The following is a 21,043-nucleotide window of genomic DNA, read 5'->3' as shown; positions in this document are numbered from 1 at the left end:
CGACGAATGCCCCACCAGGCTCCGGTGACAAGCCTAAAGCGTGAGCTCGGGAGAGTTACTCGCCCTTGGCCTTCGCGATGATCTCCTCGGCGACGTTCCGCGGAACCTCGGCGTAGGAGTCGAACTGCATCGAGTAGCTTGCGCGACCCGAGGTCTTGCTGCGGAGGTCTCCGACGTAGCCGAACATCTCCGAGAGGGGCACGAGGCCCTTCACGACGCGAGCGCCGCTGCGCTCCTCCATGGCCTGGATCTGGCCACGGCGGGAGTTGAGGTCGCCGATGACATCGCCCATGTAGTCCTCGGGCGTGGTGACCTCGACGGCCATCATCGGCTCCAGGAGCACGGGGGACGCCTTGCGAGCACCCTCCTTGAACGCCTGCGAACCGGCGATCTTGAAGGCGAGCTCGGAGGAGTCGACCTCGTGGTAGCCACCGTCGAGAAGGGTGACGCGGACGCCCACCATCTCGTAGCCGGCCAGGATGCCGAACTGCATGGCTTCCTGCGCACCCGCGTCCACCGAAGGGATGTACTCACGGGGGATACGGCCACCGGTGACCTTGTTGACGAACTCGTAGGACGCGTCGCCACCCTCGAGGGGCTCAAGGGCGATCTGCACCTTCGCGAACTGGCCGGTACCACCAGTCTGCTTCTTGTGCGTGTAGTCGATGCGCTCGACGGCCTTGCGGATCGTCTCGCGGTACGCGACCTGCGGCTTGCCGACGTTCGCCTCGACGCGGAACTCGCGCTTCATGCGGTCGACGAGCACCTCGAGGTGAAGCTCGCCCATACCACCGATGATGGTCTGGCCGGTCTCCTCGTCGGAGTGCACCTGGAAGGACGGGTCCTCCTCGGAGAGGCGCTGGATGGCGACACCCAGCTTCTCCTGGTCACCCTTGGACTTGGGCTCGATGGCGACCTGAATGACCGGCGCCGGGAAGTCCATGGACTCCAGGATGACCGGGTTCTTGTCGTCACACAGCGTCTCACCGGTGGTGGTCTGCTTCAGGCCCATGACGGCGATGATGTCGCCGGCGCCCACCGACGCGATCTCCTCACGCTTGTTCGCGTGCATGCGGTAGATCTTGCCGATGCGCTCCTTCTTGCCCTTGACCGAGTTCAGCACCGCGGTGCCGGCCTCGAGGCGACCGGAGTAGATCCGGACGAAGGTGAGCTTGCCGAGGTGCGGGTCGCTCGCGATCTTGAACGCCAGGCCGGAGAACGGCTCGTCGTCCGAGGGCTTGCGCTTGATGACGACCTCGGGGTCCTTGACGTCGTGGCCCTCGATGGCCTCGACGTCCAGGGGGGAGGGCAGGTAGCGGACGACCGCGTCGAGCAGGGGCTGGACGCCCTTGTTCTTGAACGCCGTGCCACAGAACACCGGGGTGACGGTGACCGAGTCGGCACTGCCCTTCGATGCGAGGGTGATCCGACGGATCGCCTCGTGCAGCTGCTCCTCGGTGGGCTCGACGCCCTCCAGGTACAGCTCCATCATCTGGTCGTCGTTCTCGGAGACGGCCTCGAGCAGCTTCGCGCGCCACTCATCAGCCGCCTCGACGTGGGTCTCGGGGATCTCGACCGTGTCGTACATCTCGCCCTTGGGCGCGTCGTCCGACCAGACGAAGGCCTTCATCGACACGAGGTCGACGACGCCCTTGAAGTCGGCTTCGGCACCGATGGGGAGCTGCATGACCAGCGGAACCGCACCGAGGCGGTCCACGATCATGCCGACGCAGCGAAGGAAATCGGCGCCGGTGCGGTCGAGCTTGTTGACGAAGCAGATGCGGGGCACGCCGTAGCGGTCCGCCTGTCGCCAGACGGTCTCGGACTGCGGCTCGACGCCCGCCACACCGTCGAACACGGTGACGGCGCCGTCGAGGACGCGGAGCGAACGCTCCACCTCGACGGTGAAGTCGACGTGACCGGGGGTGTCGATGATGTTGATGGTGTGGTCAACATCATTGAGCGGCCAGTGACAGGTCGTCGCGGCGGACGTGATCGTGATGCCGCGCTCCTGCTCCTGCTCCATCCAGTCCATCGTGGCGGAGCCTTCGTGCGTCTCACCGATCTTGTAGCTGACGCCGGTGTAGAACAGGATCCGCTCGGTGGTGGTCGTCTTCCCCGCGTCGATGTGGGCCATGATCCCGATGTTGCGGACCTTGGCCAGGTCAAGCGAAGTGGTGGCCATATGGCTCAGTCTTCTCTCGGTCTCGATGTGGGTAGCGACTACCAGCGGTAGTGCGCGAAGGCCTTGTTGGACTCGGCCATCTTGTGGGTGTCCTCGCGCTTCTTGACGGCAGCGCCAAGACCGTTGGAGGCGTCGAGCAGCTCGTTCATGAGGCGCTCGGTCATGGTCTTCTCGCGGCGGGCGCGGGAGTAACCCACGAGCCAGCGCAGCGCGAGGGTGGAGGCGCGACCGGGCTTGACCTCGATCGGCACCTGGTAGGTGGCGCCACCGACACGGCGGGACTTGACCTCGAGCGAGGGCTTGACGTTCTCAAGCGCGCGCTTCAGCGTGATGACCGGGTCGTTGCCGGTCTTCTCGCGGAGGCCTTCCATGGCGCCGTACACGATCCGCTCGGCAGTGGAACGCTTGCCGTTGAGCAGGATCTTGTTGATCAGCGAGGTGACAAGAGGAGAACCGTAGACCGGGTCGATGATGACCGGGCGCTTCGGGGCGGGGCCCTTACGAGGCATTCTTACTTCTCCTTCTTGGCGCCGTAGCGGCTGCGGGCCTGCTTGCGGTTCTTGACACCCTGGGTGTCGAGCGAGCCGCGGATGATCTTGTAACGAACACCCGGCAGGTCCTTCACACGGCCACCACGCACGAGCACAATGGAGTGCTCCTGCAGGTTGTGTCCCTCACCCGGGATGTAGGCCGTGACCTCGATACCGGAGGTCAGACGCACACGCGCGACCTTACGGAGTGCCGAGTTCGGCTTCTTCGGGGTAGTCGTGAACACACGCGTGCAGACGCCGCGGCGCTGGGGCGAACCCTCGAGTGCGGGCGTCTTGTTCTTCTCGACCTTGTCCTGCCGGCCCTTCCGGACCAGCTGCTGGATCGTAGGCACTACTTCTCCGGTTTCTGTGTGCCGTTCGTGAAACTAACCTGGAACGTCACCGACCCACGCGGTCGGGTGTGTCGAATGCTGCAGGCTCCTGCCGCAAGACAGAAAGAGCGCAGATCACGGTGGCCACTGACGGACTCGCCATGCGGTTGAGGACACGCACACGAGCCCAGACACACCCCAGGCACAAGGTCTGAGCGTACCTACCTCGTCGACTCCGGTCAAAACAAATACTGTCCACCGGTACGCGCCGCCACGGGCACTTGGCTTGTCCCCACCTGTACCCGGGCCCTCCGGAAACCCCGTACGGCCCCGTACAGGGCGCCCACGGCCCGTACAGGGCGCCCACGGCCCCGCTCGCGCGCCGCCCCGGACCCCGGCCGGCGTGCGGAACGCGCCGCGGCCGTGAGATACCACACTCCGGAGAGCATCGCGACACACCGAAGGGCGGCCACCCCGTACGCAACGGGATGACCGCCCTCCGATCAATCAAGCGACTCGCTTACTGGTTGTACGGACCGTAGTCGTAGTCCTCCAGCGGAACGGCCTGGCCGGAGCCGGTGCCGAACGGCGAGTAGTCGATGTCGTCGTAGCCGACGGCCGAGTACATCGCGGCCTTGGCCTCCTCGGTCGGCTCGACCCGGATGTTGCGGTAGCGGGACAGACCCGTACCGGCCGGGATGAGCTTACCGATGATGACGTTCTCCTTGAGGCCGATCAGGGAGTCCGACTTGGCGTTGATCGCCGCGTCGGTCAGAACCCTGGTCGTCTCCTGGAAGGACGCCGCCGACAGCCACGACTCGGTGGCGAGCGAGGCCTTGGTGATACCCATCAGCTGCGGACGGCCGGAGGCGGGGTGACCGCCCTCGGTGACCACACGACGGTTCTCGGTCTCGAACTTCGAGCGCTCGACGAGCTCGCCCGGCAGCAGCTCCGCGTCGCCGGACTCGATGATCGTCACACGGCGCAGCATCTGCCGGATGATGATCTCGATGTGCTTGTCGTGGATCGACACACCCTGCGAGTTGTAGACCTTCTGGACCTCGCCGACCAGGTGGACCTGGACCGCGCGCTGACCGAGGATCCGCAGCACGTCGTGCGGGTTGGTGGCACCCACGGTGAGCTTCTGGCCCACCTCGACGTGGTCGCCCTCGCCCACCAGCAGACGGGCACGCTTCGAGATCGGGAACGGCGTCTCGTCGCTGCCGTCGTCCGGGGTGACGACGATCTTCTTGGTCTTCTCGGTCTCCTCGATACGGATGCGGCCGGCCGCCTCCGAGATCGGGGCGACACCCTTGGGCGTACGGGCTTCGAAGAGCTCGACGACTCGGGGCAGACCCTGGGTGATGTCGTCACCGGCCACACCACCGGTGTGGAAGGTACGCATCGTCAGCTGGGTACCGGGCTCACCGATGGACTGGGCGGCGATGATGCCGACCGCCTCACCGATGTCGACCAGCTTGCCGGTGGCGAGCGAGCGTCCGTAGCAGAAGGCACAGGTGCCGACCGCGGACTCACAGGTCAGGACCGAACGGGTCTTGACCTCCTCGACGCCGGCGCCCACCAGGGCGTCGATCAGGACGTCACCGAGGTCGACGTTGGCAGGCGCGATGACCTTGCCGTCGACGACGACGTCCTCGGCGAGCATCCGGGCGTAGACCGAGGTCTCGACGTCCTCCGTCTTGCGGAGCACACCGTCCGCGCCCTTGACGGCGATCTTCAGCTTGAGGCCACGGTCGGTGCCGCAGTCCTCCTCGCGAATGATCACGTCCTGCGAGACGTCCACCAGACGACGGGTCAGGTAACCCGAGTCGGCGGTACGCAGGGCGGTGTCCGCCAGACCCTTACGGGCACCGTGCGTGGAGATGAAGTACTCCAGAACGGTGAGGCCCTCACGGAAGGACGCCTTGATGGGACGCGGGATCGTCTCGTTCTTGGCGTTGGACACCAGACCACGCATACCGGCGATCTGACGCATCTGCATCATGTTTCCTCGGGCACCCGAGTCAACCATCATGAAGATGGGGTTCGTCTTGGGGAAGTTCGCGTTCATCGCCTCGGCAACCTCGTTGGTCGCCTTGGTCCAGATCGCGATGAGCTCCTGCGTGCGCTCGTCCTTGGTGATCAGACCGCGCTCGTACTGCTTCTGGACCTTCTCGTCCTGCGCCTCGTAGCCCGCGACGATCGCCTTCTTGGCCTCGGGGACCACGACGTCGGAGATGGCCACGGTGACACCGGAACGGGTCGCCCAGTAGAAGCCCGCCGCCTTCAGGTTGTCGAGCGTCGCCGCCACGATGACCTTGGGGTAGCGCTCGGCGAGGTCGTTGACGATCTCGGAGAGCTGCTTCTTGCCGACCGAGTAGTCGACGAACGGGTAGTCCTCGGGCAGCAGCTCGTTGAAGAGCGCGCGGCCCAGGGACGTACGCAGCCGGAACGTGTCGCCCTGCTGGTACTCCTGCTCGCCCTCCTCGGCGACCGGCGGCACCCAGCCGCGCGGCGGGATGGTGCCCACCGGGAAGCGGATGTCGACCTTCGTCTGGAGCGACAGCTCGCGGGCGTCGAAGGCCATGATCGCCTCGGCCGTGGAACCGAAGGAACGGCCCTGGCCGACGACCTTGCGCTCCTCCTCGTCCGTGGTGAGGAAGAACAGGCCCAGCACCATGTCCTGGGTCGGCATGGTGACGGGACGACCGTCGGCCGGCTTCAGGATGTTGTTCGAGGACAGCATCAGGATGCGGGCCTCGGCCTGCGCCTCCGCGGAGAGCGGCAGGTGCACGGCCATCTGGTCACCGTCGAAGTCCGCGTTGAACGCGGTGCAGACGAGCGGGTGGATCTGAATGGCCTTGCCCTCGACCAGCTGCGGCTCGAAGGCCTGGATGCCGAGGCGGTGCAGCGTCGGCGCACGGTTCAGCAGCACCGGGTGCTCGGCGATGACCTCTTCGAGGACGTCGTACACCACGGTACGGCCACGCTCGACCATGCGCTTGGCCGACTTGATGTTCTGCGCGTGGTTCAGGTCGACCAGGCGCTTCATCACGAACGGCTTGAAGAGCTCCAGCGCCATGGCCTTCGGCAGACCGCACTGGTGCAGCTTGAGCTGCGGGCCGACGACGATCACGGAACGCGCGGAGTAGTCCACACGCTTACCGAGAAGGTTCTGACGGAATCGACCCTGCTTGCCCTTCAGCATGTCGCTGAGGGACTTGAGCGGGCGGTTGCCGGGACCGGTGACCGGGCGACCGCGGCGGCCGTTGTCGAACAGCGCGTCGACGGCCTCCTGCAGCATCCGCTTCTCGTTGTTCACGATGATCTCGGGGGCACCGAGGTCGAGGAGACGCTTGAGGCGGTTGTTGCGGTTGATCACACGGCGGTACAGGTCGTTCAGGTCGGAGGTCGCGAAGCGGCCACCGTCCAGCTGCACCATCGGACGCAGGTCCGGCGGGATGACCGGCACGCAGTCGAGCACCATGCCCTTGGGCTTGTTGCTGGTCTGCAGGAACGCGGAGACGACCTTGAGGCGCTTGAGCGCACGGGTCTTCTTCTGGCCCTTGCCGGTACGGATGATCTCGCGGAGGCGCTCGGCCTCCTCGTTGAGGTCGAACGACTCCAGGCGCTTCTGCAGAGCGGCGGCGCCCATGCAGCCGTCGAAGTACGTGCCGAAGCGGTCACGCAGCTCGCGGTAGAGCAGCTCGTCGCCCTCCAGGTCCTGGACCTTGAGGTTCTTGAAGCGGCTCCACACCTCGTCGAGGCGGTCGATCTCGCGCTGCGCACGGTCGCGCAGCTGCTTCATCTCGCGCTCGGCACCCTCGCGCACCTTGCGGCGCACGTCGGCCTTGGCGCCCTCGGCCTCCAGCTCGGCCAGGTCGGTCTCGAGCTTCTTGGCACGGGCCTCGAGGTCGGAGTCGCGACGGTTCTCGACCTGCTGACGCTCGACGGAGACGTGCGCCTCCAGCGAGGGCAGGTCGCGCGTACGGCGCTCCTCGTCCACGAACGTGATCATGTACGCGGCGAAGTAGATGACCTTCTCGAGGTCCTTCGGCGCGAGGTCCAGCAGGTAGCCCAGGCGCGACGGGACGCCCTTGAAGTACCAGATGTGGGTGACGGGAGCGGCAAGCTCGATGTGGCCCATGCGCTCACGGCGCACCTTGGCGCGCGTGACCTCGACGCCACAGCGCTCACAGATGATGCCCTTGAAGCGGACACGCTTGTACTTGCCGCAGTAGCACTCCCAGTCCCGGGTCGGACCGAAGATCTTCTCGCAGAAGAGTCCGTCCTTTTCGGGCTTGAGCGTGCGGTAGTTGATGGTCTCCGGCTTCTTCACTTCGCCGTGGGACCAGGTCCGGATGTCGTCCGCGGTGGCAAGGCCGATCCGCAGCTCGTCGAAGAAGTTGACGTCGAGCACTTGTCGTCAATCCCTCTTTCGGGGGTTCGAGCCCCCTCGCGTCACGCGAGAAATCGGGGCACTTCAGCAATGGTCTGAACGGGTCCGGGGAGAGCCGGCCGGATCACGGGGATCCGGCCGGCCAACCCGTCAGACCTCTTCGACGCTGCTCGGCTCGCGCCGGGACAGGTCGATACCGAGCTCCTCCGCCGCGCGGAAGACGTCCTCGTCCGTGTCGCGCATCTCGATGGACATGCCGTCCGAGGACAGCACCTCCACATTGAGGCAGAGCGACTGCATTTCCTTGATGAGCACCTTGAAGGACTCGGGAATGCCGGGCTCGGGGATGTTCTCGCCCTTGACGATCGCCTCGTAGACCTTCACGCGGCCGGTCACGTCGTCGGACTTGATCGTCAACAGTTCCTGGAGGGCGTATGCGGCGCCATAAGCCTCAAGGGCCCACACCTCCATCTCACCGAAGCGCTGTCCACCGAACTGGGCCTTACCACCCAGCGGCTGCTGGGTGATCATGGAGTACGGGCCCGTCGAACGAGCGTGCAGCTTGTCGTCGACGAGGTGGTGCAGCTTGAGGATGTACATGTAGCCGACCGAGACCGGCTCGGGGAACGGCTCACCGGAGCGGCCGTCGAACAGGTTGGCCTTGCCCGAGGGCTGGACCAGCCGGTCGCCGTCGCGGTTCGGGATCGTGGCCTCGAAGAGACCGGAGATCTCGTCCTCGCGCGCACCGTCGAAGACGGGGGTGGCGACGTTGGTGCCGGGGGCGACCTGGTCGGCGCCGATGGCCTGCAGGCGCTTGGCCCACTCCTCACCGAGACCGGAGACGTCCCAGCCGCGGCTGGCGAGCCAGCCGAGGTGGATCTCCAGGACCTGCCCCGGGTTCATTCGGGACGGGACACCCAGCGGGTTGAGGATGATGTCGACCGGGGTGCCGTCCTCCAGGAACGGCATGTCCTCGATCGGCAGGATCTTCGAGATGACGCCCTTGTTGCCGTGTCGGCCGGCGAGCTTGTCACCATCGGTGATCTTGCGCTTCTGCGCGACGTAGACGCGGACCAGCTGGTTCACGCCCGGCGGCAGCTCGTCGCCCTCTTCGCGGTCGAAGACGCGGACGCCGATGACCTTGCCGATCTCACCGTGCGGCACCTTCAGCGAGGTGTCGCGCACCTCGCGCGCCTTCTCACCGAAGATCGCGCGGAGCAGGCGCTCCTCGGGGGTCAGCTCGGTCTCGCCCTTGGGCGTGACCTTGCCGACGAGGATGTCGCCGGCGACGACCTCGGCACCGATACGGATGATGCCGCGCTCGTCGAGGTCGGCGAGGACCTCTTCGGAGACGTTCGGGATGTCCCGGGTGATCTCCTCCGGGCCGAGCTTGGTGTCACGGGCGTCGACCTCGTGCTCCTCGATGTGGATCGAGGAGAGGACGTCGTCCTGCACGAGGCGCTGCGACAGGATGATCGCGTCCTCGTAGTTGTGACCCTCCCACGGCATGAACGCCACGAGCAGGTTCTTGCCGAGGGCCATCTCACCGTTCTCGGTGGCCGGACCGTCGGCGAGAACCTGGTCGGTGACGACCCGGTCGCCCTCGGAGACGACAACCTTCTGGTTGACCGAGGTGCCCTGGTTGGAGCGCATGAACTTGGCGATGCGGTACGTGGTGTACGTGCCGTCGTCGTTGGTCACGGTGATGTAGTCCGCGGAGACCTCCTGGACCACACCGTCCTTCTCGGCCTTGAGCACGTCACCGGCGTCGGTGGCGCAGCGGTACTCCATGCCGGTGCCGACGAGCGGGGCCTCCGACTTGATCAGCGGCACCGCCTGACGCATCATGTTCGCGCCCATGAGGGCACGGTTGGCGTCGTCGTGCTCCAGGAAGGGGATCATCGCGGTGGCGACGGACACCATCTGGCGCGGCGAGACGTCCATGTAGTCGACGTCCGTGCCGGGCACGTAGTCGACCTCGCCACCACGGCGGCGGACCAGCACGCGGGGCTCGACGAACCGGAGCTCATCGGTCAGCGGCGCGTTGGCCTGCGCGATGACGAAGCGGTCCTCCTCGTCGGCGGTCAGGTAGTCGACCTCGTCGGTGACCTGGCCCTCGACGACCTTGCGGTACGGCGTCTCGATGAAGCCGAACGCGTTGATGCGGCCGTACGAGGCCAGCGAACCGATCAGACCGATGTTCGGGCCTTCGGGCGTCTCGATCGGGCACATGCGTCCGTAGTGCGACGGGTGCACGTCACGGACCTCGAAGCCGGCCCGCTCACGGGAGAGACCACCCGGGCCCAGCGCGTTGAGACGACGCTTGTGCGTCAGGCCCGACAGCGGGTTGTTCTGGTCCATGAACTGGGACAGCTGGCTGGTGCCGAAGAACTCCTTGATGGAGGCGACGACCGGCCGGATGTTGATCAGGGTCTGCGGCGTGATCGCCTCGACGTCCTGGGTGGTCATGCGCTCGCGCACGACGCGCTCCATACGGGCGAGACCCGTACGGACCTGGTTCTGGATCAGCTCACCGACGTTACGGATACGACGATTGCCGAAGTGGTCGATGTCGTCGGTCTCGACCATGATCGAGCGACCGGACTCGCCGACCGTCTCGGTCTCGCCGGCGTGCAGCTTCACCAGGTACTTGATGGTGGCGATGACGTCGTCGGTGGTGAGCACGCCGGCGTCCAGCGGCTCATTCGCGCCGAGCTTCTTGTTCACCTTGTAGCGGCCGACCTTCGCCAGGTCGTAGCGCTTCGGGTTGAAGTAGAGGTTCTCCAGCAGCGTCTGCGCGGCCTCGCGGGTCGGGGGCTCTCCCGGACGCAGCTTGCGGTAGATGTCGAGCAGCGCGTCGTCCTGGCCCTGGGTGTGGTCCTTCTCCAGGGTGGCGCGCATGGACTCGTACTCGCCGAACTCCTCCAGGATCTGCTCGGTCGTCCAACCGAGAGCCTTGAGCAGGACGGTCACGGACTGCTTGCGCTTGCGGTCGATGCGGACACCGACCATGTCGCGCTTGTCGATCTCCATCTCGAGCCAGGCACCCCGGGAGGGGATGATCTTGGCGGAGAAGATGTCCTTGTCGGACGTCTTGTCGATGGAGGAGTCGAAGTAGACACCCGGCGAGCGGACCAGCTGCGACACGACGACACGCTCGGTGCCGTTGATGACGAAGGTGCCCTTGTTGGTCATGAGCGGGAAGTCGCCCATGAAGACCGTCTGGGACTTGATCTCGCCGGTCTCGTTGTTGGTGAACTCGGCCGTGACGAAGAGCGGGGCGGCGAACGTGAAGTCGCGCTCCTTGCACTCGTCGATCGAGTTCTTCGGGGGCTCGAAGCGGTGGTCGCGGAACGTAAGCGACATCGACCCGGAGAAGTCCTCGATCGGTGAAATCTCCTCGAAGATTTCCTCCAGGCCGGACTTGGTGGGGACGTCTTGTCCACTGTCCAGAGCAGCCTCGACGCGAGCCTTCCAGGCGGCATTGCCGAGGAGCCAGTCAAAGCTCTCGGTCTGCAGCGCGAGGAGGTTCGGAACCTCGAGGGGCTCCTTGATCTTTGCAAAGGAGATGCGCAGCGGGGCGGTGCTGGCACCGTTGTTCGTATTCGCGGTCGAGGCGTTGCGCGAGGCGGCCAAGAGGGGGTCCTTCCGAGGGCTCGGACTCACTACGCGCGTACCGGTCCCAAGCTGGACACGGAGACGGTCTGTTTCTGATTCGGCCGAAAACGGCCACGTCAGAGACGGTCGGTCATGGGTGCTCAAGCGTGGGCATGCCTCTGGTGACGGGCAGGAGGCAGCTAACAGGCAGCGCAAAGGGTCAGTGTAGCCAAACGGCACACTGATGTCCAGTCGGGGTTCTCAGAGACCCACGTAGCTCTCAACAGCTGTTCTCAACACCTATGACTAGCCGGTGCGCGCGGTGCGCTCTTCATTACTGCCCTCTTCGTCCACGATCCATGCCTCGGATTCGGACCGTTGTGACGACGCGTCCTGAGAATTGCGCGCCTCGTGCCGTTCGTCAAGGCCCCCCTGCCGGGACAATGCCGCGGTGCCCTCACCCGGCCACCTCCCGGCGCCGGACGGCCGGCCCCTAGAGGCAACGGCGATGATCACCATACTCGTCGCCGCAGGAAGAGCAAGGCAGCCGTCGCGGGTACGACGAAGGGCGACCACCCGGATGGGTGATCGCCCTTCGTCGTTTGACGCCCGTGCCGTGCGGCACGGGCAGTCAGGAGGAGTCAGCGGACTCCTTGAGTCACTTGACCTCGACGGAAGCGCCGGCGGCCTTGAGGGACTCGGCAGCCTTCTCGGCGGCCTCCTTGGCGACCTTCTCGAGGACCGGCTTCGGGGTGCCGTCGACGAGGTCCTTGGCCTCCTTCAGACCCAGCGAGGTCAGCTCACGCACGACCTTGATGACCTGGATCTTCTTCTCGCCGGCGCCGGTGAGGATGACGTCGAACTCGTCCTGCTCCTCGACGGCCTCAGCGGCGGCACCGGGGGCACCCGGGGCGGCGACGGCGACCGCAGCGGCGGCGGTGACGTCGAACTTCTCCTCGAAGGCCTTCACGAACTCGGAGAGCTCGATGAGGGTCATCTCTTCGAACTGCGCGAGCAGGTCGTCCTGGGACAGCTTCGCCATGATGGCGTCCTTCCACTAATTCGGCAGGTGCCGGAGTTACATGTAGGCGGGCGTACGTTCGGCCCGCTGCGACCGTCGCCCAGTCAGGCGACGATCATTGCGCGAGCCGAATTACTCGGCACCGCCCTGCTCGGCCTGCTTGGCACGAAGCGCCTCCGCGGTGCGGACGAACTTCGACGGGAGCGCCTGGAAGACCTGAGCAGCCTGAGTCTGCTTGCCCTTCATGGCGCCCGCCAGCTTGGCGAGCAGAACCTCGCGGGACTCGAGGTCCGCGAGCTTCTTGATCTCATCCGCGGTCAGCGCCTTACCATCAAGGACACCGCCCTTGATGATGAGGTTGGGGTTGTCCTTGGCGAAGTCACGAAGACCCTTCGCCGACTCCACCGGGTCACCGGTGATGAAGGCAACCGCCGTCGGACCAGTGAACTGGTCGTCCAGCGAAGTGATCCCGGCCTCGTTGGCCGCAATCTTGGTCAGCGTGTTCTTCACCACGGCGTACTGGGCGTTCTCACCGAGCGAACGACGCAGCGTCTTGAGCTGCGCCACGGTGAGACCCCGGTACTCGGTCAGCACGGCGGCGTTCGAGCTGCGGAACTGGTCCGTCAGCTCGGCTACCGCGGCAGCCTTGTCGGGCCTTGCCATGAGCGTCGGCCTCCTTCCGGGTGATGAGGACCGCTCAGAAGGGGCCGGGAAAGACGAACGCCCCGGCGCAGGCGCCAGGGCGTAGCTCGACCGAACGAAGTCCGGGAGCTTTCCACAGTCACCTGCGCGGGTCGCCCGTACTCGACGGATCCTTCGGTTGCTGTTCCCTCTTGCGAGAGCGCAGCAACGACCAGCGGTCTTTGGCTTCTGTAGGAGAGTACGCGACCGATGTCGCGCCGGGCAAATCCGTCTCCGTTCGGGCGGTGCGGGAGGTTCGGGCCGTCCGGCGACCGGGGAACTGCGACACCCCGGTCGCCGGACGGTCTCAGCCAGCTCCCCCGGCGGCACCCTGCTGCTGCTTCACGAGATCCGTGAAATCCACCGTGTCATTGGCCGGGGGCTCCTCGACCGCGACCTTCGTGCCGTAGTCGCTGTAGTACACCGTCGAATTCAGCTCGCCGGTCTTCATCTGGCCGCGCTCGGTCTTCTTGACCAGCAGATCGTTCTCGTCGACCCAGATGTCGACCTGCTCCGTGGTGATCCCGGCGTCGTTCAGCTGCTTTTTCAGCTGGTCGAGCTGGTCGGCGTCGAGCCTGGAGTTCTTCGCGGTCAGCGCGGCGACGTCGACAGTGCCGGAGTAGTGCGTGGTGGACACGCCGCGTACGTCCTCCTGGCCGACCTTCTTCACGTCACCGGAGGCCAGCAGGGACTTCACACCCTGGTCGGGGGTGGTGTTCTGCATCTGCTGCTTCATCGCCTCGCCGGAGGCGCCGGCGAGCTTGGCGAGGTCGGCGTAGGCATAGTTGATCCAGTGCTTGCCGCCGGCCTGCCTGGCGAAGGCCTCGCCCATGTTGACGGCGTAGCCGTCCTTGAAATAGCGGGCCTGCATGGCGCCCGTACCACCGTTCTGCTTCATGGCGTCCGCCATGGTGCCGCCGGTGTACGTGATCTCCATGGTGCCGGTGAGACCGTCGGTCCAGTCGATGGTGCCGGTCTGCTTCATGGACATGATGGCGCCCATCTGCGTGGTGCCCTCGACCTTCGCCGAGCTCTCCCCACCGGTCTTCTTCTGCACATCGAGCAACGCGGCTATCGGGTCGGCCTTCACCACGGCGCTGCCGCGGTTGTCCCCGCCCTTGTCGTCCGATCCGCCGCAGGCCGCGACCGACGTCAATGCCGCCGCCACCGCTACCGACAGACCCACGCGTCGCACGGTACTGGTCCTCATGTCCGCTTCCACCCCTCGTTCGGCTCTCGGAGCCTCACGCTAACGCACAGCTCCGACACAGCCACCGGCTACGTACGGATACGAGGACGGGCCCCGCACCTCGAAAGGTTGCGGGGCCCGTCAATGTCACACGTGACGCGGCTTGCTGCCGAGCGCTGGGGCTCAGACGGAGGCCGGGTCCTCCTCGACGAGGAGGTTACGGGTGCGGTTGGCGTCCAGCGGGATGCCGGGGCCCATCGTGGTGGCCAGGGTGGCCTTCTTGATGTAGCGGCCCTTGGCGGCGGACGGCTTCAGACGGAGGATCTCCTCCAGCGCCGCTGCGTAGTTCTCCACCAGCTTGGTGTCGTCGAACGAGACCTTGCCGATGATGAAGTGCAGGTTCGAGTGCTTGTCGACGCGGAACTCGATCTTGCCGCCCTTGATGTCGTTGACAGCCTTCACGACGTCGGGGGTGACGGTGCCGGTCTTCGGGTTCGGCATCAGACCACGCGGACCGAGCACCCGGCCGAGGCGGCCGACCTTGCCCATGAGGTCCGGGGTGGCGACGACGGCGTCGAAGTCCAGACGGCCCTTCGCCACCTCGTCGATGAGCTCGTCGGCGCCGACGATGTCGGCGCCCGCGGCTTCCGCGGCCGCAGCACGGTCACCGGTCGCGAAGACCAGGACCCGGGCGGTCTTGCCGGTGCCGTGCGGGAGGTTCACGGTGCCACGGACCATCTGGTCGGCCTTGCGAGGGTCGACACCCAGGCAGAACGCGACCTCGACGGTGCCGTCGAACTTGGTGGAGGCGGTCTCCTTGGCGAGACGGACGGCCTCGAGCGGGGCGTAGTTGCGCGCCCGGTCGACCTTGGCGTCCGCAGCGCGGAGGTTCTTGCTGCGCTTCACTTCTGCTCCTGTGGTTTCAGGGTGTGGAGTCGTGGTGCGGGCCAGCGCTTGGCCCTACCACTGAGGACGTGAGGGGCTGAATCAGCCTTCGACCGTGATGCCCATGGAACGGGCGGTGCCAGCGATGATCTTCGACGCGGCGTCGAGGTCGTTGGCGTTCAGGTCGGGGAGCTTCGTCGTGGCGATCTCACGGACCTGGGCAGCCGTCAGCTTGGCGACCTTGGTCTTGTGCGGCTCGCCGGAGCCCTTGTCCACGCCCGCGGCCTTGAGGATCAGCTTCGCGGCCGGCGGAGTCTTGGTGACGAAGGTGAAGGAGCGGTCCTCGTAGACCGTGATCTCCACCGGCACGACCATGCCACGCTGCGACTCGGTCGCGGCGTTGTAGGCCTTGCAGAACTCCATGATGTTGACGCCGTGCTGGCCGAGCGCGGGGCCGACCGGCGGGGCCGGGTTGGCCGCACCGGCGTTGATCTGGAGCTTGATAAGCCCCGTGACCTTCTTCTTCTTGGGAGGCATTGCTCTCTCCGGGTCCTAGTGAGAGTTTTTCGCCGCCATCCGGTCATCCGGATGGAGGCATACCGCACAACGATAACGGGTATGGCTGCGCGACCAAAAACCGAGCAGGTCAGACCGGCCGTGGAGCCGGTCTGACCTGCTGGGTAGGCATGTGTCCAGAATCTGGCGGAAAGCCGCTAGTTCTTCTGGATCTGATCGAAGCTGAGCTCGACCGGGGTCTCGCGGCCGAAGATCTCGACGAGACCCTTGACCTTCTTCGAGTCGGCGTTGATCTCGTTGATCGTCGCCTGCAGCGTCGCGAACGGGCCGTCGGTGACGGTGACCGAGTCGCCCACCTCGAAGTCGAGCACCTGCACCTCGACCTTGCGGGACGGAACCGGCTTGCCCTCGGCTTCGGCGGCCTCGCGGGCGGCCCGCTCCTCGGCCTCCGGGGCGAGCATCTTGACGATCTCGTCGAGCGTCAGCGGGTACGGGTCGTAGGCGTTGCCCACGAAGCCGGTGACGCCGGGAGTGTTGCGGACGACGCCCCAGGACTCGTTCGTCAGGTCCATGCGCACCAGGACGTAGCCCGGCAGCTTGTTCTGGCGGACGTTCTTGCGCTCGCCGTTCTTGATCTGGACGATCTCTTCCTCGGGCACTTCGGCCTGGTAGATGAAGTCCTCGACGTTGAGCGAGACGGCGCGCTGCTCCAGGTTGGCCTTCACGCGCTTCTCGTAACCGGCGTACGTGTGGATGACGTACCACTCGCCGGGAAGGCCGCGCAGTTCCTCGCGCAGGGCCGTGACGGCGTCGACGGGGGCGGCCGGCTCGGCCTCCTCCGCGGCTTCCTCGTCGGCCTCGGCGGGCTCGGCGGGCTCGTCGCCCTCGGAACCATCCTCGGCCTCGGCGGCCTCGTCGTCGTCCTCGGTGTGCAGGGCCGCCTGCTCGGCGGGCTCACCTGCGGCGGCGTCGGCAGCTTCCGCCTGGTCCGGCTCCTCGGCGTCCGCCGCCTCGACGATGTCGAGCTCGTCCTCGGCGGACTCGAAGGCGCCCGCCGTCGGCTCGACGGCGTCGTTCAGGTTCGGGTCAGACACGGTGGCTGCTTCTTCCTGGATACAAATGGGTGGAACATGCGAAAGGGGCGCCCATGAGGCGCCCTCCGCGGGATCAGCCGAAGACGTACTTCACGACCCGCTGGAACCCGAAGTCAATCACGGTCACCAGACCGATCATGACGACGACGAAGACAATCACCACGGTGGTGTACGTCGTCAGCTGATTACGAGTCGGCCAGACAACCTTGCGCAACTCGGCGACGATCTGGCGGTAGAACAGCGCGAGACGACCCAGAGGGCCCTTCTTTCCGCGCTTGCCGCCCTTCCGAGTCTTCTTCTTCGACTCAGGTACTTCATCCTCGGCATCAGGCATGTCGATGGAGCCCACGGCGTCCGTCACGCTTCTCACCTGATTCCGGGTCATGGCCGTGCCGCGCCCGGTGGAGCCGCACGGCGGTGCATTGAAGTACGTACATGCGCACACTTCCTGGCGAGGGAGTGTGTAGCAGGGCCGGAGGGACTTGAACCCCCAACCGCTGGTTTTGGAGACCAGTGCTCTACCAATTGAGCTACGACCCTTTGTGGTTTCCACCAACCTACCGCATCTTCCCGGATGCTCCGGGTGCGAGAACGATGTGGCTGGTGAAGGCCAACGACAGGTGAGTGTACGTGTTCAGCGGCCCGGCGTCGAACAGATAGCTCCCGACAACTCCTGCTCGCTTGTTGTCCGCATGCTGTCCGAGTCCTGTCCGGTCCCTGAAACCCCTGTGCCGACAGGGATCGCGGTCTGGGACCATGGGGGCCATGAGCGCTGCAACTTCTCCGTCCGAGCGCCGGGTCTCCGCCCGCATCGGTGCAATCTCCGAGTCCGCCACCCTCGCCGTCGACGCCAAGGCCAAGGCCCTCAAGGCCGCCGGTCGTCCGGTGATCGGCTTCGGTGCCGGTGAGCCCGACTTCCCCACCCCCGGTTACATCGTCGAGGCCGCGGTCGAGGCCTGCCGCAACCCGAAGTACCACCGCTACACCCCGGCGGGAGGCCTTCCGGAGCTCAAGACCGCCATTGCGGAGAAGACGCTGCGCGACTCCGGCTACGAGGTCGACACCTCCCAGATCCTGGTGACCAACGGTGGCAAGCAGGCCATCTACGAGGCGTTCGCCGCGATCCTCGACCCGGGCGACGAGGTCATCGTCCCGGCGCCGTACTGGACCACGTACCCCGAGTCGATCCGTCTCGCCGGCGGTGTCCCGGTGGAGGTCGTGGCCGACGAGACCACCGGCTACCGGGTCTCCGTCGAGCAGCTGGAGGCCGCGCGCACCGAGCGCACGAAGGTCGTCCTGTTCGTCTCCCCGTCGAACCCGACCGGTGCGGTGTACAGCGAGGCCGACGCCAAGGCGATCGGCGAGTGGGCCGTCGAGCACGGCCTGTGGGTGCTCACCGACGAGATCTACGAGCACCTGGTCTACGGCGACGCGAAGTTCACCTCGCTGCCCGCGCTCGTCCCCGCCCTGCGCGACAAGTGCGTCGTGGTCAACGGCGTCGCCAAGACGTACGCGATGACCGGCTGGCGCGTGGGCTGGCTCATCGGCCCGAAGGACGTGGTCAAGGCCGCGACCAACCTGCAGTCGCACGCCACGTCCAACGTCTCCAACGTCGCCCAGGTCGCCGCGCTGGCCGCCGTCTCCGGGGACCTGGACGCGGTCGCCGAGATGCGGACCGCCTTCGACCGGCGCCGGCAGACGATCGTCCGGATGCTCAACGAGATCGACGGCGTGCTGTGCCCGGAGCCCGAGGGCGCGTTCTACGCGTACCCCTCGGTCAAGGAACTGCTCGGCAAGGAGATCCGCGGCAAGCGTCCGGCCACCTCGGTCGAGCTGGCGGCGCTGATCCTGGACGAGGCCGAGGTCGCGGTCGTACCGGGCGAGGCCTTCGGTACGCCGGGCTACCTGCGGCTCTCGTACGCCCTGGGCGACGACGACCTCGTCGAGGGCGTCTCGCGGCTCCAGAAGCTGCTGGGCGAGGCCAAGGCCTGACGTTCCGTGTTGCGCATAAGCGGGCTCCCGGCTGAGCCGGGAGCCCGCTTATGCGTTCAGGCAAGCGCTCGTTCGATGAATCCGGCTGCCTGGGCCGAGATCCTTGCGGCAGGATCTCCCAGTGACTCCTCCCCCAACAACAGGGGGCTTCTCATTCGGCCTGATGATCGGCCTCGTGACGGACAAGCCCTGCCCGATGCCTTTCGGCTCAGTGCGGAGCGTAGCAGCTACAGAAGGTGATCGGACATGGATCGTGACGTCCGGCTGTTGCCCAAGGCCCACCTGCACCTGCATTTCACCGGGTCGATGCGGCCCACGACCCTGCTCGAACTCGCCGACAAGTACGGCGTGCACCTGCCGGAGGCCCTGACCGGCGGCGAGCCGCCCCGACTGCGGGCAACGGACGAGCGCGGATGGTTCCGCTTCCAGAGGCTCTACGACATCGCCCGGTCCTGCCTGAGGGCCCCCGAGGACATCCGGCGGCTCGTGCGCGAGACGGCCCAGGAGGACGTCGCGGACGGCTCCGGCTGGCTGGAGATCCAGGTCGACCCCACCTCGTACGCCCCGCTCCTCGGCGGGCTGATCCCGGCGATCGAGATCATCCTGGACGCGGTGGACAGCGCCTCGCGCGAGACCGGTCTGCCGATCCGGGTGGTGATCGCGGCGAACCGGATGAAGCACCCGCTGGACGCCCGGACCCTGGCCCGGCTGGCGGTGCGGTACGCGGACCGGGGAGTGGTCGGATTCGGCCTCTCCAACGACGAGCGGCGCGGGATGGCCCGGGACTTCGACCGGGCCTTCGCCATCGCCCGTGACGGCGGTCTGCTGGCCGCCCCGCACGGTGGCGAGCTGGCCGGCCCTGCGAGCGTGCGGGACTGTCTGGACGATCTCGACGCCTCCCGGATCGGGCACGGCGTACGGGCCGCCGAGGACCCCCGGCTGTTGCGCAGACTGGCGGAGCGGGGAGTGACCTGCGAGGTGTGCCCGGCGTCGAACGTGGCGCTGGGCGTCTACGAGAAGCCCGCCGACGTACCCCTGCGCACTTTGTTCGACGCCGGGGTGCCGATGGCGCTGGGCGCGGATGATCCGCTGCTCTTCGGCTCCCGGCTGGCCGCGCAGTACGACCTCGTACGGCGCCACCACGCGTTCACGGACGAGGAGCTCGCGGAATTGGCCCGGCAGTCGGTGCGGGGCTCCGCGGCTCCGGCCGCGGTTCGGGCCGAGCTCCTGACGGGCATCGACGACTGGCTGTCGAAGTCGGCGGGCTGAGGCCGACCGGCGAGGAATGCGGCCTACGCCACGAGCCCCCGCGTCAGCGCCCCGGCCACGGACGCGGCGAACGCGTCGAGGGACTGCGGCGGTCCCCCGCCCTCCGTGGCCTCGTAGGCGAAGGCCCGCTGCGCACAGGCGCCCAGGAGCAGCGAGGCGGCCGCGTAGGTGTCCGCGTCGGCCCGCACCCGGCCGGCGGCCTGTTCGGAGCGCAGATACGCGTCGAGGCCGCGGATGGGCACGTGAGGGCCGGTGCCAAGCTCCCTCATGGCGTCGTTGTGGCGTTCTCTGAGCCTGGGCTCGGCGTACAGCGAGGCGGCGATCGGGAAGCTCTGCTCGTAGAAGAGGGCGGCCTGGCGGGCGATCTCGGTGAGGTTCTGCTCGACGGTCCGCTCCCCCGCCCCCGGTGACACGATGAGTTGCTTCAGCAGCGGGTTGAGCCTGGGCAGCCGTTCCTTGAGTACGGCCACGAACAGCTCCTCCTTGCTCGGGAAGTGCTTGTAGAGCGCGGCTTCCGAGCAGCCGGCGGCTCGGGCGATCTCCTTGGTGGTGGCGCGTGCCAGGCCGATGGTGAGCATCAGCTGGTGGGCGGCGTCGACTATGCGGACGCGGGCCGGCTTCTGCTCCATGTGCACTCCAATGAAGCTTGACGAGGTGGTGAGTATCCACTCACCGTAGAGGGTGAGTGAATACTTACCCACCCCAGGAGGGTGCGCAATGAGGATCACAGTGTTCGGTGCGACGGGCGGTGTCGGCCAGGAGATCGTCCGGCAGGCGGTGGCGGCGGGCCATGAGGTGACGGCGGTGGTCCGTGATCCTGCGCGGCTGCCCGTCCCGCTCTCCGATGTACAGGTCCACGCCGCGGCCCGTATCGACGATCCGGAGGCGCTGCGCGAGGCGGTCGCGGGCCGGGACGCGGTGCTCTCCGGGCTCGGCTCGCGCGGCCGGAAGGCCGACGGTGTCGCCGAGCGGCTGACCCGGTCGGTGCTGCAGGCGATGGAGGCCGAGGGGACACGGCGGCTGCTCGTGGTCAGCGCGGCCCCGGTCGGCCCCCGGCCGGCCGACGACCCGCTGATGGACCGGGTGCTCCGCAAGGTGGTCGGGGCGATCCTCAAGGAGGTCTACGCGGACCTGACGCGGATGGAGGCCGCGCTGGCCCGGAGTGCGACGGACTGGACGTCCGTACGGCCTCCGAAGCTCACCAACGGGCCGCTGACGGGGAAGTACCGGACGGCCTACGGCAGCAGCCCCCGCGGAGGCCGGACCATCTCACGGGCCGATGTGGCACACGCGATGCTGGCACTGATCGACGATCCGGCCGCGGTGAAGCAGGGCGTGGGCGTGGCGTACTGA

General features: G+C 66.7%; 16 protein-coding genes and 1 tRNA gene. 3 read left to right on the top strand and 14 right to left on the bottom strand.

What is annotated here, in order from left to right; translation table 11 throughout:
- Nucleotides 1–55: 55 nt before the first annotated feature.
- From fusA to OG306_RS22810, 13 genes are all read right to left on the bottom strand, one after another.
- Nucleotides 56–2,185: an elongation factor G gene (gene fusA / locus OG306_RS22870; RefSeq protein WP_266747952.1), complete on the bottom strand. Its 2,130-nt coding sequence runs from the start codon at nt 2,183–2,185 to the stop codon at nt 56–58.
- 38 nt (nt 2,186–2,223) lie between these two features.
- A complete protein-coding gene (gene rpsG, locus OG306_RS22865; protein ID WP_093897234.1) occupies nt 2,224–2,694 on the bottom strand; it encodes a 30S ribosomal protein S7 in 471 nt (156 codons plus the stop codon).
- A 2-nt stretch (nt 2,695–2,696) separates the two neighbouring features.
- Nucleotides 2,697–3,068 (bottom strand): 30S ribosomal protein S12, encoded by a 372-nt coding sequence (rpsL, locus tag OG306_RS22860; RefSeq protein WP_003948652.1) that lies wholly within the window; start codon nt 3,066–3,068, stop codon nt 2,697–2,699.
- 499 nt (nt 3,069–3,567) lie between these two features.
- Complete coding sequence (locus tag OG306_RS22855) at nt 3,568–7,467, bottom strand: DNA-directed RNA polymerase subunit beta' (protein ID WP_266747951.1); 3,900 nt, start codon at nt 7,465–7,467, stop codon at nt 3,568–3,570.
- A 129-nt stretch (nt 7,468–7,596) separates the two neighbouring features.
- A complete protein-coding gene (gene rpoB / locus OG306_RS22850) occupies nt 7,597–11,082 on the bottom strand; it encodes a DNA-directed RNA polymerase subunit beta (RefSeq protein WP_266747950.1) in 3,486 nt (1,161 codons plus the stop codon).
- Nucleotides 11,083–11,701: 619 nt separating this feature from the next.
- Nucleotides 11,702–12,085, bottom strand: a complete 384-nt coding sequence (rplL, locus tag OG306_RS22845) for a 50S ribosomal protein L7/L12 (RefSeq protein ID WP_093897231.1) — start codon at nt 12,083–12,085, stop codon at nt 11,702–11,704.
- A 111-nt stretch (nt 12,086–12,196) separates the two neighbouring features.
- Nucleotides 12,197–12,727, bottom strand: coding sequence for a 50S ribosomal protein L10 (rplJ, locus tag OG306_RS22840; RefSeq protein ID WP_266358738.1), 531 nt, complete (start codon nt 12,725–12,727; stop codon nt 12,197–12,199).
- Between the two features lie 325 nt (nt 12,728–13,052).
- The gene (locus OG306_RS22835; RefSeq protein WP_327258881.1) at nt 13,053–13,955 is read right to left on the bottom strand and encodes a hypothetical protein; all 903 of its coding nucleotides are present in this window, start codon (nt 13,953–13,955) and stop codon (nt 13,053–13,055) included.
- A gap of 162 nt (nt 13,956–14,117) precedes the next feature.
- Nucleotides 14,118–14,840, bottom strand: a complete 723-nt coding sequence (rplA, locus tag OG306_RS22830) for a 50S ribosomal protein L1 (RefSeq protein ID WP_327258882.1) — start codon at nt 14,838–14,840, stop codon at nt 14,118–14,120.
- Between the two features lie 81 nt (nt 14,841–14,921).
- The gene (rplK, locus tag OG306_RS22825) at nt 14,922–15,356 is read right to left on the bottom strand and encodes a 50S ribosomal protein L11 (RefSeq protein WP_003967000.1); all 435 of its coding nucleotides are present in this window, start codon (nt 15,354–15,356) and stop codon (nt 14,922–14,924) included.
- Between the two features lie 176 nt (nt 15,357–15,532).
- Nucleotides 15,533–16,429 carry a transcription termination/antitermination protein NusG gene (nusG, locus tag OG306_RS22820; RefSeq protein WP_327258883.1) on the bottom strand — a complete coding sequence of 299 codons (897 nt, stop codon included), beginning with the start codon at nt 16,427–16,429 and terminating at the stop codon, nt 15,533–15,535.
- A gap of 73 nt (nt 16,430–16,502) precedes the next feature.
- Nucleotides 16,503–16,790, bottom strand: coding sequence for a preprotein translocase subunit SecE (secE, locus tag OG306_RS22815; protein WP_266747946.1), 288 nt, complete (start codon nt 16,788–16,790; stop codon nt 16,503–16,505).
- A gap of 106 nt (nt 16,791–16,896) precedes the next feature.
- Nucleotides 16,897–16,969: transfer RNA gene (locus OG306_RS22810), tRNA-Trp, on the bottom strand.
- 225 nt (nt 16,970–17,194) lie between these two features.
- On the opposite strand from OG306_RS22810, the gene OG306_RS22805 reads away from it, so the two are divergent.
- Nucleotides 17,195–18,421, top strand: a complete 1,227-nt coding sequence (locus tag OG306_RS22805) for a pyridoxal phosphate-dependent aminotransferase (RefSeq protein ID WP_327258884.1) — start codon at nt 17,195–17,197, stop codon at nt 18,419–18,421.
- A 246-nt stretch (nt 18,422–18,667) separates the two neighbouring features.
- Nucleotides 18,668–19,690: an adenosine deaminase gene (locus OG306_RS22800; RefSeq protein WP_266747944.1), complete on the top strand. Its 1,023-nt coding sequence runs from the start codon at nt 18,668–18,670 to the stop codon at nt 19,688–19,690.
- 23 nt (nt 19,691–19,713) lie between these two features.
- Here the strand turns inward: OG306_RS22800 and OG306_RS22795 are convergent, their stop codons facing one another.
- Complete coding sequence (locus tag OG306_RS22795) at nt 19,714–20,319, bottom strand: TetR/AcrR family transcriptional regulator (RefSeq protein ID WP_266752357.1); 606 nt, start codon at nt 20,317–20,319, stop codon at nt 19,714–19,716.
- An 88-nt stretch (nt 20,320–20,407) separates the two neighbouring features.
- On the opposite strand from OG306_RS22795, the gene OG306_RS22790 reads away from it, so the two are divergent.
- Nucleotides 20,408–21,043 carry an NAD(P)-dependent oxidoreductase gene (locus OG306_RS22790; RefSeq protein WP_266747943.1) on the top strand — a complete coding sequence of 212 codons (636 nt, stop codon included), beginning with the start codon at nt 20,408–20,410 and terminating at the stop codon, nt 21,041–21,043.

The organism is Streptomyces sp. NBC_01241 (assembly GCF_041435435.1).
In the GTDB taxonomy this organism is placed as follows: domain Bacteria; phylum Actinomycetota; class Actinomycetes; order Streptomycetales; family Streptomycetaceae; genus Streptomyces.
The sequence above is the reverse complement of the archived record's forward strand: the minus strand, read 5'-3'. Positions and strand labels throughout refer to the sequence as shown.